Raw genomic sequence first — 15,251 nt, 5'->3', positions numbered from 1 at the left:
AGGCCGGTGCGGCCGGCACTGTCAGTGGTCGCCGCTAGCCTTTCGATGTGCCCGCCCGTATCACCGATCCCGAACAGCTCAAAGAGCTCCTCGGCATCCCGTTCACCCCGGAGCAGACGGCCTGCATCACCGCGCCGCCCGCCCCGCAGGTGATCGTGGCCGGAGCCGGCTCGGGCAAGACGACGGTGATGGCGGCCCGCGTGGTGTGGCTGGTCGGCACCGGCCAGGTCGCCCCGGAGCAGGTGCTCGGCCTCACCTTCACCAACAAGGCCGCCGCCGAGCTCGCCGAGCGCGTCCGCAAGGCGCTGGTGAAGGCCGGCGTGACCGACCCGGACGCCATCGACCCGGACAACCCGCCGGGCGAACCGGTGATCTCCACCTACCACTCCTTCGCGGGCCGGCTGCTGACCGACCACGGCCTGCGCATCGGTCTCGAGCCCACGTCACGGCTGCTCGCCGACGCCACCCGCTTCCAGCTCGCCGCGCGTGTCCTGCGCGAGGCCCCCGGGCCCTACCCGGCCCTGACCCGCTCCTTTCCCGACCTGGTCGGCGACCTCCTCGCCCTGGACTCCGAACTCTCCGAGCACCTCGTACGCCCGGAGGCACTGCGCGCGTACGACGCCGAACTGCTGCTGACCCTGCGGGGCGCCAAGCTCAGCAACGCCGACCTGCGCAAGGTCCCCGAAGCGGCCGCCGCCCGGCGTGAACTCGCCGAGCTGGTCACCCGCTACCGGGCCGCCAAACGCGAGCGGGACCTGCTCGACTTCGGCGACCAGATCGCCCTGTCGGCCCGACTCGCCGGGATCCCCGAGGTGGGCCGCCTCCTGCGCGACGAGTTCCGGGTGGTCCTGCTCGACGAGTACCAGGACACGTCGGTCGCCCAACGCGTCCTGCTGGCAGGCCTGTTCGGCGAGGGCACCGGCCACCCGGTCACCGCCGTCGGCGACCCGTGCCAGGCGATCTACGGCTGGCGCGGCGCCTCCGTCGCCAACCTCGACGACTTCCCCGAGCACTTCGCCCACGCCGACGGCCACCCCGCGACCCGACAGGCACTCAGCGAGAACCGCCGCAGCGGTGGCCGGCTGCTCGACCTCGCCAACGGCCTCGCAGAGCCCCTGCGCGCCCTGCACGCGGGCGTGGAGGCCCTCCGCCCCGCCCCCGGCGCCGAACGCGACGGCACGGTCCGCTGCGCTCTGCTGCCCACCCACGCCGAGGAGATCGACTGGGCCGCCGACTCCGTCGCCCACCTCGTGCGGACCGGGACGGCACCGAGCGAGATCGCCGTCCTGTGCCGCACGGCGACCGACTTCGCCGAGATCCAGGGAGCCCTGGTCGCCCGGGACATCCCGGTCGAGGTCGTCGGCCTGTCCGGGCTGCTGCACCTGCCCGAGATCGCCGACCTCGTCGCCGTCTGCGAGGTCCTCCAGGACCCCGGAGCCAACGCCTCCCTCGTGCGCCTGCTCACCGGCCCGCGCTGGCGCATCGGCCCGCGCGACCTCGCCCTCCTGGGGCGGCGCGCCCGTCTCCTCGTGGCCCACGCGCGCGTGGCGGACGACGACGACCAGGACCGCCGCCTCGCCGAAGCCGTCGAAGGGGTCGACCCGTCCGAGGTGATCTCCCTCGCGGACGCCCTCGACACGTTCCTCGAGACACCACTGGACGGCCGTGGGGACGACGACGGACTGCCCTTCTCGCCGGACGCGCGCGTGCGCTTCGCCCGGCTCGCCACCGAACTGCGCGAGCTGCGCCGCTCCCTGGCAGACCCGCTGATGGACGTCCTGCACCGCGTCCTCGCCGTCACCGGCCTGGAGGTCGAGCTGTCGGCGTCCCCGCACGCCCTGGCCGCCCGCCGCCGCGAGACCCTGTCCAACTTCCTGGACGTCGCCGCCTCCTTCGCCGCGGGCGACAACGAGGCCACTCTGCTCGCCTTCCTCGGCTTCCTGCGCACCGCCGCCCAGTACGAGAAGGGGCTCGACAACGCCCTCCCGGGCGGCGACAACACCGTGAAGGTGCTCACCGCCCACAAGTCCAAGGGCCTGGAGTGGGACGTCGTGGTCGTCCCCGGCCTGGTCACCGGCACCTTCCCCAGCAGCCAGGGCCGCGAGAAGTGGACCTCCCAGGGCAAGGTCCTGCCGCACGGGTTGCGCGGCGACGCCGACACCCTGCCCGACGTGCCGTCCTGGGACGCCAAGGGCCTGAAGGCCTTCCACGAGGCCATGAAGGACCACCAGCACACCGAGGAACTCCGCCTCGGCTACGTCACCTTCACCCGGCCCCGCTCCCTCCTCCTGGGGTCCGGCCACTGGTGGGGCCCGACCCAGAAGAAGCGCCGCGGACCGTCCGCCTTCCTCCAGGCCCTCTACGAGCACTGCGAGGCCGGGTACGGCGAGATCGAGGCCTGGGCGGACGAACCCGCCGAGGACGAGGAGAACCCCGCCCTCCATCAGGCGACCGACGACCAGGTCTGGCCCCTGCCCCTGGACGAGACGGCCCTGGCCCGCCGCCGCGCGGCCGCCGAGACCGTCCTGACCCACCTGGAGGACCTCGCGTCCCATCAGGACGGGCACCCCACGGCCACGCACGACCCGGACGACCTCGTCGAACCGGAGTGGCCGCCGCCCCCCGAGGACGACGAGCCCCCTCACGAAGGGCCTCTGTACGACGAACCGGATCCGTTCGACGAGGAGCCCCTGGAGGAGGAGCTCTTCGAAAAGGACCCGTTCGACGACGACCCCTTCCACGACGCCCCCTTCGACCAGGATCCTGTCGGTGAGGGTCCCGCCGCAGGGGTTCTGCACGAAAGCGCCTCCGGGGAAGACCCGGCGGGCGGTGACGCCCGGGCCACGGTCCGACCCACCGTCCCCCACCAGGCGGCGCCACCGGAGCCCCAGGCCGCCCGGCCCCACCGCAAGGCCCCCGAGCGCCCGGGCCCCGGTCGCCGGGAGCATCCACACCTCACCCCGGAGGAAGCCCGCACCGTCGCCTCCTGGGACCGCGACCTCGACGCCCTCACGGGCGAACTCCTGCGCGCCCGCGACAGCGTCACCGACGTCCCCCTCCCCGCCTCGCTCTCGGCGTCCCAGCTGCTGCGCCTTGCCGCCGACCCGGACGGCCTGGCCCAGGAGCTGGCCCGCCCCATGCCGCGCCCACCCCAGCCCGCGGCCCGCCGTGGCACCCGCTTCCACGCCTGGGTCGAGGCCCGCTTCGAGGAGCTCATGCTGCCCATGCTGGAACCGGAGGAACTGCCCGGCAGCGAGGCCGAGATCGCCGACGAACGGGACCTGGAGGCCCTCAAGGACGCCTTCGAGCGCACCCCGTACGCGCACCGCACGCCCTACCGGGTGGAGGCTCCCTTCCAGATGGAGATCGCCGGGCGGATCGTCCGTGGCCGTATCGACGCCGTCTACAAGGAGGGCGCCGGGGACGAGGCGACGTACGAGATCGTCGACTGGAAGACCAACCGTTCCCGTACCGCCGACCCGCTCCAGCTCGCCGTCTACCGCCTGGCCTGGGCCGAGCAGCGGGGCGTGCCGCTGGAGTCGGTCACGGCCGCGTTCCTCTATGTGCGCAGCGGGGAGGTCGTGCGCCCGGAGCTGCCGGACCGCGCAGCCCTGGAGCGGCTGCTGCTGGAGGACCCGACCGACGGGGAGGCGGGTGCCCGGACGAGCGCGCGCACGGGGGCGGGGGCCGGTGAGGAACCGCACTCCGAGGACGTAGGTGCGGGCCGATAGGCTCGTGACCATGAGCCAGACCCCGGACAGCGTCGTCCGTACGTACATCCAGCAGCACCGCGCCGCCTTCCTCGACGACCTCGCCGAGTGGCTGCGCATCCCGTCGGTGTCCGCCCAGCCGGACCACGCGCCCGACGTACGACGCAGCGCCGACTGGCTCGCCGCAAAGCTGAAGGAGACCGGCTTCCCGACTGTCGAGGTCTGGCCGACCCCGGGCGCCCCCGCCGTCTTCGCCGAGTGGCCCTGCGACGACCCGCAGGCGCCCACGGTGCTGGTCTACGGCCACCACGACGTGCAGCCCGCCGCCCGGGAGGACGGCTGGGACAGCGAACCCTTCGATCCGGTCGTACGCGGCAACCGCCTCTACGCGCGCGGGGCGGCCGACGACAAGGGCCAGGTGTTCTTCCACACCCTGGGCGTCCGCGCCCACCTCGCCGCCACCGGCCGCACCAGCCCGGCCGTGCACCTCAAGCTGATCGTCGAGGGCGAGGAGGAGTCCGGCTCCCCGCACTTCCGGGCCCTGGTCGAGCGGCACGCCGAGCGGCTCGCCGCCGACGCCGTGATCGTCTCCGACACCGGCATGTGGTCCGAGGACACCCCCACGGTGTGCACCGGCATGCGTGGCCTCGCCGAATGCGAGATACGCCTGCACGGACCCGACCAGGACATCCACTCCGGCTCCTTCGGTGGCGCGGTGCCCAACCCCGCGACGGCCGTGGCCCGCCTGGTCGCCGCCCTGCACGACGAGCACGCGCGCGTGGCGATCCCCGGCTTCTACGACGGCGTGGTCGACCTCACCGGCCGCGAACGCGAACTCTTCGCCGAACTGCCCTTCGACGAGCAGCAGTGGCTGCGCACGGCCAAGTCGAACGCCACCCGGGGGGAGGCCGGCTACACCACCCTGGAGCGGATCTGGGCCCGGCCCACCGCGGAGGTCAACGGCATCGGCGGTGGCTACCAGGGCCACGGCAGCAAGACGATCATCCCCGCCTCCGCCATGGTGAAGCTGTCCTTCCGCCTGGTGGCGGGCCAGGACCCCGGCCATGTGGAGAAGGCCGTCCGCGCCTGGGCCGAGCAGCAGGTGCCGCCCGGGATCCGCTGTGACATCACCTTCAGCGGGGCCACCCGCCCGTGCCTGACGCCGCTGGACCACCCCGCCCTCCAGTCGGTCACCCGCGCCATGGGCCGTGCCTTCGAGCAGCCGGTCCGCTTCACGCGCGAGGGCGGCTCGGGCCCGGCTGCCGACCTCCAGGACGTCCTCGGTGCCCCGGTGCTGTTCCTGGGCATCTCCGTCCCCTCAGACGGCTGGCACGCCCCGAACGAGAAAGTCGAACTCGACCTGCTCCTCAAGGGCGTCGAGACCACCGCGTACCTGTGGGGTGACCTCGCCGAGAACTGGCGCCATGAGCCCTGAGCGTCCCGATCCGTCCGGGCCCACTGCGCGCGGGGCACACTGGAAGTGCCGCCCCGCACCGCCCGAGCCCGCCGGACCGGTCGACCCCCGCCGTACGTCCCGCTGAACCGCCCGCCGAACCCGACCGTTCCACCGGGGAGTTGGAAGCACCCGTGACCACCTGGACCGACCACAACGCCGACCGCCCCATCTCGCTCACCGCCCCGAGCGGCATCGACCGGGCCGCCCACCACCGGCTCGACGAGGCCTGGCTCGCGGCGGCGTGGAGCCACCCCACGACGCGCTGCTTCGTGGTCTCCGGCGGGCAGGTCCTCATCGACGAGACGGCGGACGGGCGCACCGAACTCGTCATGACCCCCTCGTTCGAAGCTCCCCTCACCGAGGCGCACCGCTACTTCCTCGGTATCGACGAGGACGGTGTCAGCTACTTCGCCCTCCAGAAGGACTCCCTGCCCGGCCGGATGGACCAGTCCGCGCGCCCGGCCGGCCTGCGCGAGGCGGGCGCCCTGCTGTCGGCCCGCGACGTGGGCCTGATGGTGCACGCGGTGGGACTGGAGAACTGGCAGCGCACGCACCGTTTCTGCTCGCGCTGCGGCGAGCGCACCGTCATCGCCGCCGCCGGGCACATTCGCCGCTGCCAGGCCTGCGGCGCGGAGCACTACCCGCGCACGGACCCCGCCGTGATCATGGCCGTGACCGACGAGGACGACCGCATCCTGCTCGGGCGCCAGGTTCACTGGCCCGAGGGCCGCTTCTCGACCCTGGCCGGCTTCGTCGAGCCCGGCGAGGCCATCGAACAGTCGGTGCGCCGCGAGGTCCACGAGGAGGCCGGCATCAGCGTCGGCCAGGTCGAGTACGTCGCCAGCCAGCCCTGGCCCTTCCCGTCCAGCCTCATGCTGGGCTTCATGGCCCGGGCCACCTCGACCGAGATCGAGGTCGACGGCGACGAGATCCACGAGGCCCGCTGGTTCTCCCGCGAGGAGCTGCACGCCGCCTTCGAGTCCGGCGAGGTGCTCCCGCCCTACGGCATCTCGATCGCGGCGCGCCTGATCGAGCTCTGGTACGGCAAGCCGCTCCCGACGCGGAGCATCGTCTGACCTCGTCAGCGCGCCCGTCGTCGGTATGAGAGAAGGCGGCCCCTGAGCTGCCTCAGGAGCCGCCTTCCCCGCACCAGCACACGGTGACTAGGCGCCGATCTTCTGCTTCACCTGAGCCAGCGAGGGGTTCGTGAGCGTCGAGCCGTCCGGGAACAGGACGGTGGGCACCGTCTGGTTTCCGCCATTCGCCTTCTCCACGAACGCGGCGGACTCCGGGTCCTGCTCGATGTTGATCTCGGTGTACGCGATGCCCTCGCGGTCCATCTGGCTCTTCAGCCGGCGGCAGTAGCCGCACCACGTGGTGCTGTACATCGTCACAGTGCCCAGCATGTCTCTCGTGCTCCTTCGGTGGCTCGGGGCGGGTGGTCGCAGTGGGGGAACGTATGTGAAAGGTCCACCATTCCCGGCCCACGGGCTCACCCCGACGTGACGCCTGCCGCATTGGTACGACTATCGGTGCCTCCCTGGGGACAACCGGCGCAGCCGTCTCGCGCGACCTGGCAGCATGGCGGTGTGACAGCAGCACCGCACTCCACCCTGTTCCCGCAGGTACCGGACTCCGCCGACGCCGTGCTCGATGGGCTCGACCCCGAGCAGCGCGAGGTGGCCACGGCCCTGCACGGTCCGGTGTGCGTCCTGGCGGGCGCGGGCACGGGCAAGACCCGGGCGATCACCCACCGCATCGCCTACGGAGTGCGCGCAGGCATCCTGCACCCCTCCAGCGTCCTCGCCGTCACCTTCACCGCCCGCGCCGCCGGAGAGATGCGCGGCCGGCTGCGTCAGCTCGGCGCCGCCGGCGTCCAGGCGCGTACGTTCCACTCGGCCGCCCTGCGCCAGCTCCAGTACTTCTGGCCGAAAGCGATCGGCGGCTCGATGCCCCGGCTCGTCGACCGCAAGATCCAGCTCGTCGCCGACGCGGCAGCGGCCTGCCGCATCCGGCTCGACCGTGGCGAGCTGCGGGATGTCACCGCCGAGATCGAATGGTCCAAGGTCACCCAGACCGTCCCCGCCGACTACGCGCCGGCCGCCGCCAAGGCCGGCCGTGAGTCCCCCCGCGACCCCGCCGAGGTCGCCCAGCTCTACGCCGCCTACGAGGACGTCAAGCGCGAGCGCTCCGTCATCGACTTCGAGGACGTGCTGCTGCTGACCGTGGCCGTCCTGCAGGACCGGCACGACATCGCGGAGCAGATCCGCGCCCAGTACCAGCACTTCGTGGTCGACGAGTACCAGGACGTCAGCCCCCTCCAGCAGCGCCTGCTCGAACTGTGGCTGGGCGAGCGGGACAGCCTGTGCGTGGTCGGAGACGCCAGCCAGACGATCTACTCCTTCACCGGAGCCACCCCCGACCACCTGCTCGACTTCCGCACCCGCCACCCCGGTGCCACCGTCGTCAAGCTGGTCCGCGACTACCGCTCCACCCCCCAGGTCGTCCATCTCGCCAACGGCCTGCTCGCCCAGGCCCGGGGCCGGGCCGCCGACCACCGCCTGGAGCTCGTCTCCCAGCGCGGCGCGGGGCCCGAGCCGGTCTACTGCGAGTACACCGACGAGCCCGCCGAAGCGGAAGGCGCGGCCCGCCGGATCCGCGAGCTCATCGACTCCGGAGTCCCTGCCTCCGAGATCGCCATCCTCTTCCGCACGAACGCGCAGTCCGAGACCTATGAGCAGGCACTCGCCGACGCCGCGGTGCCCTATCAGCTGCGCGGCGCGGAGCGGTTCTTCGACCGTCCGGAGGTGCGCAAGGCGGGCATCGCCCTGCGCGGCGCGGCACGCTTCGGCGGCAACGACTCCCTTCTCGACGATGTCGTCGACCTGCCCTCGCAGGTGCGCGCCGTCCTGTCCGGAGAGGGCTGGACGACCCAGCCACCGGCCGGCTCCGGTGCCGTGAGAGAGCGCTGGGAGTCCCTGGCCGCCCTGGTGAACCTGGCCCAGGACTTCGCCGCCGCCAAACCGGGCGCCACCCTGGCCGACCTCGTCGCCGAACTCGACGAACGAGCGAACGCCCAGCACGCCCCCACCGTGCAGGGCGTCACCCTCGCCTCCCTGCACTCGGCCAAGGGCCTGGAATGGGACGTCGTCTTCCTGGTGGGTGTGGCCGAGGGCATGATGCCGATCACCTACGCCAAGACGGACGAACAGATCGAGGAGGAGCGCCGGCTCCTCTATGTCGGGGTCACCCGCGCGCGCGAACGCCTCCACGTCTCCTGGGCGCTCTCCCGATCGCCCGGCGGCCGCCCCAACCGTCGTCCCAGCCGCTTCCTCGACGGACTGCGCCCGGGCTCGACGGCCACCACGGGCCGTGCCGGCTCGGGCGGGGCGGGCGGAATCGAGCGCGGAATTTCCGGAACCAGGGATTCCGCCCCGAGGCGGACCCAACGAGTTCCCGCCCGCTGCCGGGTGTGCGGCCGCACGCTGACGGACCCGGGCGAGATGAAGCTGATGCGCTGCGACGACTGCCCCTCCGACATGAACGAGGGCCTGTATGAGCGGCTGCGCGAGTGGCGGGCCGACCAGGCACGCAGCAGTGGCCAGCCCGCCTTTTGCGTGTTCACGGACAGGACGCTGATGGCGATCGCCGAGTCCGCCCCCGACGACGAACGCGAGCTCGCCCGCATCCCGGGCGTCGGGATGCGCAAGCTCACCCGCTACGGGGCCGACGTCCTGGCCATCTGCGCAGGCCAGTCAGGCGCGGAGAGCCGAGATCAGGACTGACACGAACTCGTCGAAAAAATAGTTTGCGCATGCCCCAGCAATCCCCATAGGTTCTAAGGCACGAGAGCAGCGGCCTTCTCGGAGGCCCTGATTTCGTGCTGTACTTGCATATCCGTCGGACTGGTTCACCCGGTCCCCCAAGACGCCGAGAGGAGGCGAGCCCAGTGATCAGCATCAACACCGTCAGCATCGTGAAAATGACCGATCGCTCGGCCGTCTCCGTGTGCATGCTCGGCGTTTCGAACCTGGGCACCGGTCTGTCCGGCATTCGTGCCGCCCTCCCGGCGTCCTCCTCCGTTGCTCCCGCGGGCCTTCCTGTCCGTGAGCGCAATGAGCGACCGACCAAGGCACTGGAAGCGGCAGTAACGGCACAGGCACAGGCCTATGCCTTTACGGCGACCGGTGCCGGATTCCGGAAGCAGACGACGCAGCACCACCAGATGTGGGCCTTCCGTGGGCCAGAACCCTGGAGTGATCCAGCCTGATCGCCGATCAGGCCGGCGCCTTCAGGGCCGCGGAACCCCATCCGGGATCCGCGGCCCTTCTGTTTGTCCCTGAACAGGGATGACAGACCGAAGGAGCCTCGGGACAAGAAAAGAACCCGGTACCACCACCCCCCGGCCAACAGGCCGGAACGACCTGACGAGGAAGCCGAACCGTGCAACTCGAAGCGCACGCCCCGTCCGTACCGCCTTCCGACACGATCCCCAAGCCCGGCTCCACGGAGGACCCCGCCTTGACCCCGCTCACCGCGCTCGACGACGCCATCGAGAACCTCGGCGTACCCGTCCCGTGCCGTTCCTACGACCCGGAGGTCTTCTTCGCCGAGTCGCCCGCGGACGTCGAGTACGCCAAGTCCCTCTGCCGCACCTGCCCGCTCGTCGAGGCCTGCCTCGCCGGCGCCAAGGAGCGGCGTGAGCCCTGGGGCGTCTGGGGTGGCGAGCTGTTCGTCCAGGGTGTTGTCGTCGCCCGGAAGCGGCCGCGTGGCCGCCCGCGCAAGAACCCGGTCACGGCATGAACACCGTAGGAACGATCGACCATCCCTTCACGCACGACCCCCAGAAGCAGGCCCCGATGAAGCCGTCCACTGACGAGCCCGCCGGCTCGGCGACCCAAGACTTTCTCATCAACGGCGCGAAGGACTCGCGTCAGAACAGGACCCGAGAGATGCAACTCATCCCAGAAGCCATGGCTCGCGTGCATATGCGCGAGCGACTGCAAGAGGCGGAGCGGGATCGCCTGGCCGTGCGCCTGGCATCCGCCCGCCGGATGCAGCGCAGGGCGGAGCGCGCCTCACTGCGTGCCCGCCGGGCGCTCGCCATGGCGGTCATGCAGTAATCCGCTGCACCTGAAGCGGGGCTCTCCGGCCGATACGGCCGGGCTGCCACCGCCGACCTCTCACCGCGGGGGCCGATCCGTATCGAACGGGCCGGCCCCCGCGGCGCGTTGACCGCCTGCCAGAGCGCACGCCCGGCGCCTGCCTGGTCTGCGCGTGGTGCCTGCCTGGCCTGCGCGTGGTGCCTGCCTGGCCTGCGCGTGGTGCCCGCCGGGCCGAGGTGAGGTGTGCGCCGGGCCGGAGTGGTGCGCGGACCGAGCCCGGGGGCTCGGCGCCCATCAAGCCCAGGTGGTGTGGCCCCGGGCGTTGTGCCTGCCGCATTGCCGGGTGCGGAGATATCGTCGCCGGGTGACGAGTCCTCCAGGAGGCAGTGACGGCGGTCCCGCCGCGGAACCGCGACGCTTCGCCTGCGCACGCTGCGGCACATCGGCCGAAGTCCTGACCGAAGGCCCACCCCTCACCTGGACGTACTCCGTGGAGGACGGCGCCCTTCGCCGCTACTGCGAGGCCTGCTCCCGGGAGAACCTCAGGTCCATCGAGGGGCGTCTGGACTCGGCCTGGTGGTGAAGGGCGCGGTTGGCACTCAGGCCTGCGCCACCGCCTCCTCGCCGTCCGCCGGATCCTCCGGGACGAACCCCGGCAGCCACTCCTCCAACTCCTCGCGCAGCCGCACCGTCGCCCCCAGCTGGCACAGCACGCCGATCGTGCTCAGCGTCACCCGGTGGATCAGCAGATAGGACGGGGGCAGGTTGAGCTGCTTGCCGAGCTGGTAGGCCGGGGAACGGGGGTCGGCGACCCGTGCCGCCTGGCTGCGCATCCAGCCCCGGGTGAAGCTGAACTCCTCGACCTGGGCCGGCTCGATGATCGGCAGCAGGTAGTCCATGACGGCGTCCGGGTCCAGCTCTATGGTCTCCTTGACGAATCCTTCGGCGCAGAGAAGCTCGTAGACCGCCTCGGCCTCACCGTCGAGGGTCATCCGCAGGGACTCGCCGATGGTGACCGGCAGGCCCCCCGGGAGCCGGTCGACCGTGCCGAAGTCCAGCACGCCCAGGCGCCAGTCGTCCTCCCCTTCCGGGCCGCCGGGCAGGAGCCGGAAGTTGCCCGGGTGGGGGTCGGCGTGCAGCAGGCCCGTGCGGGCGGGGCCGGAAAACAGGAAGCGGGCCAGAAGCTGACCGGCGCGGTCGCGCTGTTCCTGGGTGCCGTCCGAGATGATCTCCGACAGCGGGATGCCGTCCATCCACTCGGTGACCAGGACCTGGTCGGACTGGTGCACCACCTGCGGCACGACCACGTCCGGGTCGTCCGTGAACTCCTCCGCGTGGGCCTGCTGGGCCTGGGCTTCCAGACCGTAGTCCAGCTCCTCCGAAACGCGGTCCTTCAGTTCTGTGATCAGGGGCTTGATGTCCATGCCGGGAATCAGCGGGCCGAGCAGGCGGGAGAAGCGGCTCAGCTGGTTCAGGTCCGACAGCAGGGCCTCGCCGGCGCCCGGGTACTGCACCTTGACGGCCACCTCGCGGCCGTCGTGCCACACCCCTCGGTGGACCTGGCCGATCGAGGCCGCCGCGGCGGGCTTGTCCTCGAACTCCAGGAACAGCTCGTGCCAGCCCTCGCCGAGCCGCTCCTCGAGCACCGCGTGCACGGTCCGGGTCGGCATGGGCGGCGCCGCCTCCTGGAGCTTGGTCAGCGCGGCCCGGTAGGGGCCGGCCACCTCCTCGGGCAGAGCGGACTCGAAGACGGACAGGGCCTGCCCGAACTTCATCGCGCCGCCCTTCAGCTCACCAAGCACCTTGAACAGCTGGTCCGCCGTGCGCTGTTGAAGTTCGCGACCGACGAGCTCGGCGGATTCACCGACGATCCGCTTGCCGAATCCCCAGGTCGCCCGCCCGGCGATGCCGAGCGGGAGCGCGGCGAGCTTGGCGGTCCGGGTAACCGCCTTCCGGGGAAGATCAGACATGCGCCCTCCAAGTCCCAGCCGGCCGCTCCGCCTCTGCCTCACGGCACTGCTCCGACGGCCGTTGCACAGCCATTGTCTCGTGTGACTCGCCGTCCTCCGAGAGGTGCTCCCCTTTTCCTCTCTTCGCCGCAGCGCACGGGCACGTCGGATGCGCCCGGACCGGCCGCGTACGCCAGTGGAGATCAGGGACGGAGCACTCCCAGCGTGCCCCGGCGCTGGAGGGGGCCCGGCCGTCGAGGAAAGCGAGTGCGTGGGCGGCCGCGAGTCCGGCCACGGCCGTGGCCAGTGTCAGGTCGCAGGGCGGCGGCACCTGCCGCTGCTTGCCGGAGCGCCACTGGGCGACCAGACGCGGCCAGGTGGGGTCCCGGTCGGCACGGTCTTCGTGCAGGCATCCCGCGCATCCGGTCTCGCCGGGCAGGACGAGAGGACCGACCACGCCGGTGCCCTCCACGACACCGGCGTACAGATGCGGTGTCCCGGAGGTCATCAGCGGCTCTGCGGCGGCCGGGTCGGGCGCGTGCACGGCGACATCGTCCCGCGGGGCGAGGATCACCAGCGAGAATCCCGGGTCGCCGTCCTCCGGGGAGGCCCGACCCGCCGCGCGGCGCGGCGGCCGGTCGGGGGCCGCCCGGCGCACGGCACGGCGGGCCGATTCGTCCCTGCGGTCGCCGACGGCATCCGGGGGCAGCCCGCCCGGCGCGACGTCCCACGGCTCCACACGGCCGCCGTCGACCACGTCCACCCCACCCACGCCGGCCCCTGCCAGGAGCGAGGCCAGCACGGCACCCACCCGGCCCGCGCCCCGCACCTGCACGCGCTGCGAGCGCCGCGCGGCCAGCTGCCCGATCGCGTCGCCGGGGGACGGTGTCGTCAGGGAGAGGGAGGCCAGGTCGGGGCTCAGCCGGTCGAGGACCTCTTTCTTCTTCCGCAGCGCGTCTGCGGACGGCCCGCCGCCGCGGGCGTCGTCCAGCAGTCCGGCCCGTGCCAGCCCCCGCACCAGCTTGTCGACATGGCCGTCGGGCAGGTCCATGCGGCGTCCCTCCTCGCGGAGCAGCTCCAGCCCCCGCGTGCCGTTCAGCAGGTCGAGGAAGCTGCCCGTCGCCAGGTCCATCGGGCCGAGCGTCATCGCGTGCGCCGGTGTCATCCCGAACTGCACGGTGTTGAGGTCGCGCCAGCCGCGCCTGAGTGCGGGTTTCACCATCGGATGCATAGACAGGCCCCCGTATGCCGTAGATCGTCCCCGTACGCCGACGGCCCCGAGCGCGGACACGGTCCCTGGTCCCGGACCGGCCTCGCCGTTGCTCGCCGACGAGATCCAGCATGCCCAACCGCGCAGCGGCCCGCTGAAAGTTGTCCACAGGCATAGGTATTAGTCGTACTGGTCCGACAATCGTGTCCTGCTGTCAGCGGCGAGCCTTACCAACCCGGCGACCGTGTCATACGAACCCGGCGACCGTGTCGTACAAATCCGGCAACCGGGTCGTACCCGTCCGGCGGCCGGTGGGAGCGGCGGCACGGAAGCGTCCCGGAGTCGGGACTTCCCTGTGTGCAGCGGGTAACGTCGGGGCGTGCCCGCCGACCCACTGCACCGCGCCGGAACCGCACAGCGCAGCACGACGAGCCAGCCGCCGAGCGGCTCAAGGGCGAGCGCGATCGAGGTCCGCAGGAGCGCTCGCCGACGCCGAACGGTCTCCGCGTACCGCGAGGGCGATCGCACCGTGGTGCTCATCCCCGCCCGGATGTCCGAGGCGGAGGAACAGCGCTGGGTGACCGTCATGCTCGACAAGCTGGCCGCCCAGGAGAGCAAGCGGGCCCTCGGCGACGCAGAGCTGACCGAGCGGGCCCGGCGTCTTTCGGACCAGTACTTCGAGGGGCGCGCCCGGCCCGCGTCGGTGCGCTGGGTGACCAACCAGAACACACGCTGGGGTTCCTGCACCCCCGCTGAGGGCAGCATCCGCCTCTCGCACCGCCTCCAGGGCATGCCCGAGTACGTCGTCGACTACGTCCTCGTCCACGAACTCGCGCATCTGCTCGTCCCAGGACACGGACCACGCTTCTGGGAACTCCTGAAGGCCTATCCGCGCACGGAACGGGCCCGGGGGTACCTCGAAGGTGTGGTCGCCGCCGAGCGGTTGCCCCATGTATTCGGCACAAGGGGCGACAGCCCCACGGGGTGACCGACCGCTTTCCGCGAGCGAACAGCCGATACGGCCGAGCGGGCGTTGTGTACCGGCTCTGTACCGACCTCGTCCGGTGTCCGAGTTTGCCGTTAGCCTGGCGCGACGCACTTACGTTCTGGATGGGGGACGGTCGTTACGCATGGCCAGGGAATTCCAACGCGGCCACAAGGCCAGGATCAGTGACCTCACCGCGGGTACGGATCTGTACGTAGGTGTACAGATCGCCGGGCCCGGACTGAGCTTCGACATCAGCTGCTTCGGCCTCGACGCCGACGAACGGCTCTCGGACGACCGGTACTTCGTCTTCTTCAACCAGCCGAAATCCCCCGAGGAGTCCATTCAGCTCCTGGGCGCCCAAGCGGGCGACACCGAGTCCTTCCGGGTGACGCTCGACCGGATCCCGTCGCAGATCCAGAAGCTGTCCTTCACGGCCACGATCGACGGCGCCGGCCAGATGTCGCAGATCGCCTCCGGGTACATCCGTATCGTCGCGGGCGGCGAGGAGGTGGCGCGCTACGCCTTCAACGGCTCGGAGTTCTCCACCGAACGGGCCGTGATGCTGGGCGACTTCTACCTGAAGGACGTCTGGCGGTTCGCCGCCGTCGGGCAGGGCTTCGACGGAGGTCTGGACGCGCTGCTGAAGAACTTCGGCGGCGAGGTCGCCGAGGAGGAGACGCCGGCGCCGGCCCCGCAGCAGCCGCAGGCCGGCGCCGCGCCGGGCTTCGCCCCGCCCGCGTTCGGTGTCCCCGGCACTCCGGAACCCGCGCCCGCCCCCACACCCGCGGCCCCTCAGGCCCCCGCACCCGCGGCGCCCCCGGCCCCCGCGCCCC

Annotated in this window: 13 protein-coding genes; 10 read left to right on the top strand and 3 right to left on the bottom strand. The window is 71.8% G+C overall.

Annotated features, from left to right (window positions below; genetic code table 11):
- Window positions 1-47 precede the first annotated feature (47 nt).
- The 3 genes from FDO69_RS00065 to nudC all read left to right on the top strand — a co-directional run bounded on the left by FDO69_RS00065 (window position 48) and on the right by nudC (window position 6,242).
- Window positions 48-3,731 carry an ATP-dependent DNA helicase gene (locus tag FDO69_RS00065; protein ID WP_104777505.1) on the top strand — a complete coding sequence of 1,228 codons (3,684 nt, stop codon included), beginning with the start codon at window positions 48-50 and terminating at the stop codon, window positions 3,729-3,731.
- A gap of 10 nt (window positions 3,732-3,741) precedes the next feature.
- Window positions 3,742-5,145 (top strand): dipeptidase, encoded by a 1,404-nt coding sequence (locus tag FDO69_RS00060; protein WP_104777882.1) that lies wholly within the window; start codon window positions 3,742-3,744, stop codon window positions 5,143-5,145.
- A 152-nt stretch (window positions 5,146-5,297) separates the two neighbouring features.
- On the top strand, window positions 5,298-6,242 hold the full coding sequence (gene nudC / locus FDO69_RS00055) for an NAD(+) diphosphatase (RefSeq protein WP_167526489.1): 945 nt from the start codon (window positions 5,298-5,300) through the stop codon (window positions 6,240-6,242).
- Window positions 6,243-6,329: 87 nt separating this feature from the next.
- Here the strand turns inward: nudC and FDO69_RS00050 are convergent, their stop codons facing one another.
- Entirely contained in the window at window positions 6,330-6,572 is a 243-nt protein-coding gene (locus FDO69_RS00050; RefSeq protein ID WP_003992805.1) for a mycoredoxin, read from the bottom strand.
- Between the two features lie 183 nt (window positions 6,573-6,755).
- Between FDO69_RS00050 and FDO69_RS00045 the strand changes: the two genes are divergently transcribed.
- From FDO69_RS00045 to FDO69_RS00025, 5 genes are all read left to right on the top strand, one after another.
- Window positions 6,756-8,951, top strand: a complete 2,196-nt coding sequence (locus tag FDO69_RS00045; protein ID WP_170320812.1) for an ATP-dependent DNA helicase UvrD2 — start codon at window positions 6,756-6,758, stop codon at window positions 8,949-8,951.
- Window positions 8,952-9,115: 164 nt separating this feature from the next.
- Window positions 9,116-9,436 carry a hypothetical protein gene (locus tag FDO69_RS00040; RefSeq protein ID WP_167526488.1) on the top strand — a complete coding sequence of 107 codons (321 nt, stop codon included), beginning with the start codon at window positions 9,116-9,118 and terminating at the stop codon, window positions 9,434-9,436.
- Window positions 9,437-9,609: 173 nt separating this feature from the next.
- A complete protein-coding gene (locus FDO69_RS00035) occupies window positions 9,610-9,969 on the top strand; it encodes a WhiB family transcriptional regulator (RefSeq protein WP_104777502.1) in 360 nt (119 codons plus the stop codon).
- The gene (locus FDO69_RS00030; protein WP_104777501.1) at window positions 9,966-10,289 is read left to right on the top strand and encodes a hypothetical protein; all 324 of its coding nucleotides are present in this window, start codon (window positions 9,966-9,968) and stop codon (window positions 10,287-10,289) included. Before FDO69_RS00035 ends, FDO69_RS00030 begins: the two co-directional genes overlap by 4 nt.
- Window positions 10,290-10,635: 346 nt before the next feature.
- Window positions 10,636-10,854 (top strand): hypothetical protein, encoded by a 219-nt coding sequence (locus FDO69_RS00025; protein ID WP_104777500.1) that lies wholly within the window; start codon window positions 10,636-10,638, stop codon window positions 10,852-10,854.
- Between the two features lie 16 nt (window positions 10,855-10,870).
- Here the strand turns inward: FDO69_RS00025 and FDO69_RS00020 are convergent, their stop codons facing one another.
- Both FDO69_RS00020 and FDO69_RS00015 read right to left on the bottom strand, forming a co-directional pair.
- Entirely contained in the window at window positions 10,871-12,241 is a 1,371-nt protein-coding gene (locus FDO69_RS00020; RefSeq protein WP_104777499.1) for an ABC1 kinase family protein, read from the bottom strand.
- Window positions 12,234-13,451, bottom strand: a complete 1,218-nt coding sequence (locus tag FDO69_RS00015; protein WP_104777498.1) for a TOMM precursor leader peptide-binding protein — start codon at window positions 13,449-13,451, stop codon at window positions 12,234-12,236. The genes FDO69_RS00020 and FDO69_RS00015 overlap by 8 nt, the downstream gene beginning before the upstream one ends.
- A gap of 358 nt (window positions 13,452-13,809) precedes the next feature.
- Between FDO69_RS00015 and FDO69_RS00010 the strand changes: the two genes are divergently transcribed.
- The gene (locus FDO69_RS00010) at window positions 13,810-14,418 is read left to right on the top strand and encodes a M48 metallopeptidase family protein (protein ID WP_104777497.1); all 609 of its coding nucleotides are present in this window, start codon (window positions 13,810-13,812) and stop codon (window positions 14,416-14,418) included.
- A 142-nt stretch (window positions 14,419-14,560) separates the two neighbouring features.
- Window positions 14,561-15,251, top strand: a 691-nt coding sequence (locus FDO69_RS00005) for a TerD family protein (RefSeq protein WP_138430014.1), incomplete at its 3' end; no start/stop codon positions are given.

It is taken from the genome of Streptomyces tibetensis (genome assembly GCF_007655005.1).
Taxonomy (GTDB): domain Bacteria; phylum Actinomycetota; class Actinomycetes; order Streptomycetales; family Streptomycetaceae; genus Streptomyces; species Streptomyces tibetensis.
Note: the sequence above shows the minus strand (reverse complement) of the source record. Positions and strands in the feature narration are given on the sequence as shown.

What these genes read in the sequence shown, in the direction of transcription:
- FDO69_RS00015 (WP_104777498.1), bottom strand. Translation starts at nt 13,451, where the DNA reads ATGCATCCGATGGTGAAACCCGCACTCAGGCGCGGCTGGCGCGACCTC.
- FDO69_RS00060 (WP_104777882.1), top strand. Translation starts at nt 3,742, where the DNA reads ATGAGCCAGACCCCGGACAGCGTCGTCCGTACGTACATCCAGCAGCAC.
- FDO69_RS00030 (WP_104777501.1), top strand. Translation starts at nt 9,966, where the DNA reads ATGAACACCGTAGGAACGATCGACCATCCCTTCACGCACGACCCCCAG.
- FDO69_RS00020 (WP_104777499.1), bottom strand. Translation starts at nt 12,241, where the DNA reads ATGTCTGATCTTCCCCGGAAGGCGGTTACCCGGACCGCCAAGCTCGCC.
- FDO69_RS00050 (WP_003992805.1), bottom strand. Translation starts at nt 6,572, where the DNA reads ATGCTGGGCACTGTGACGATGTACAGCACCACGTGGTGCGGCTACTGC.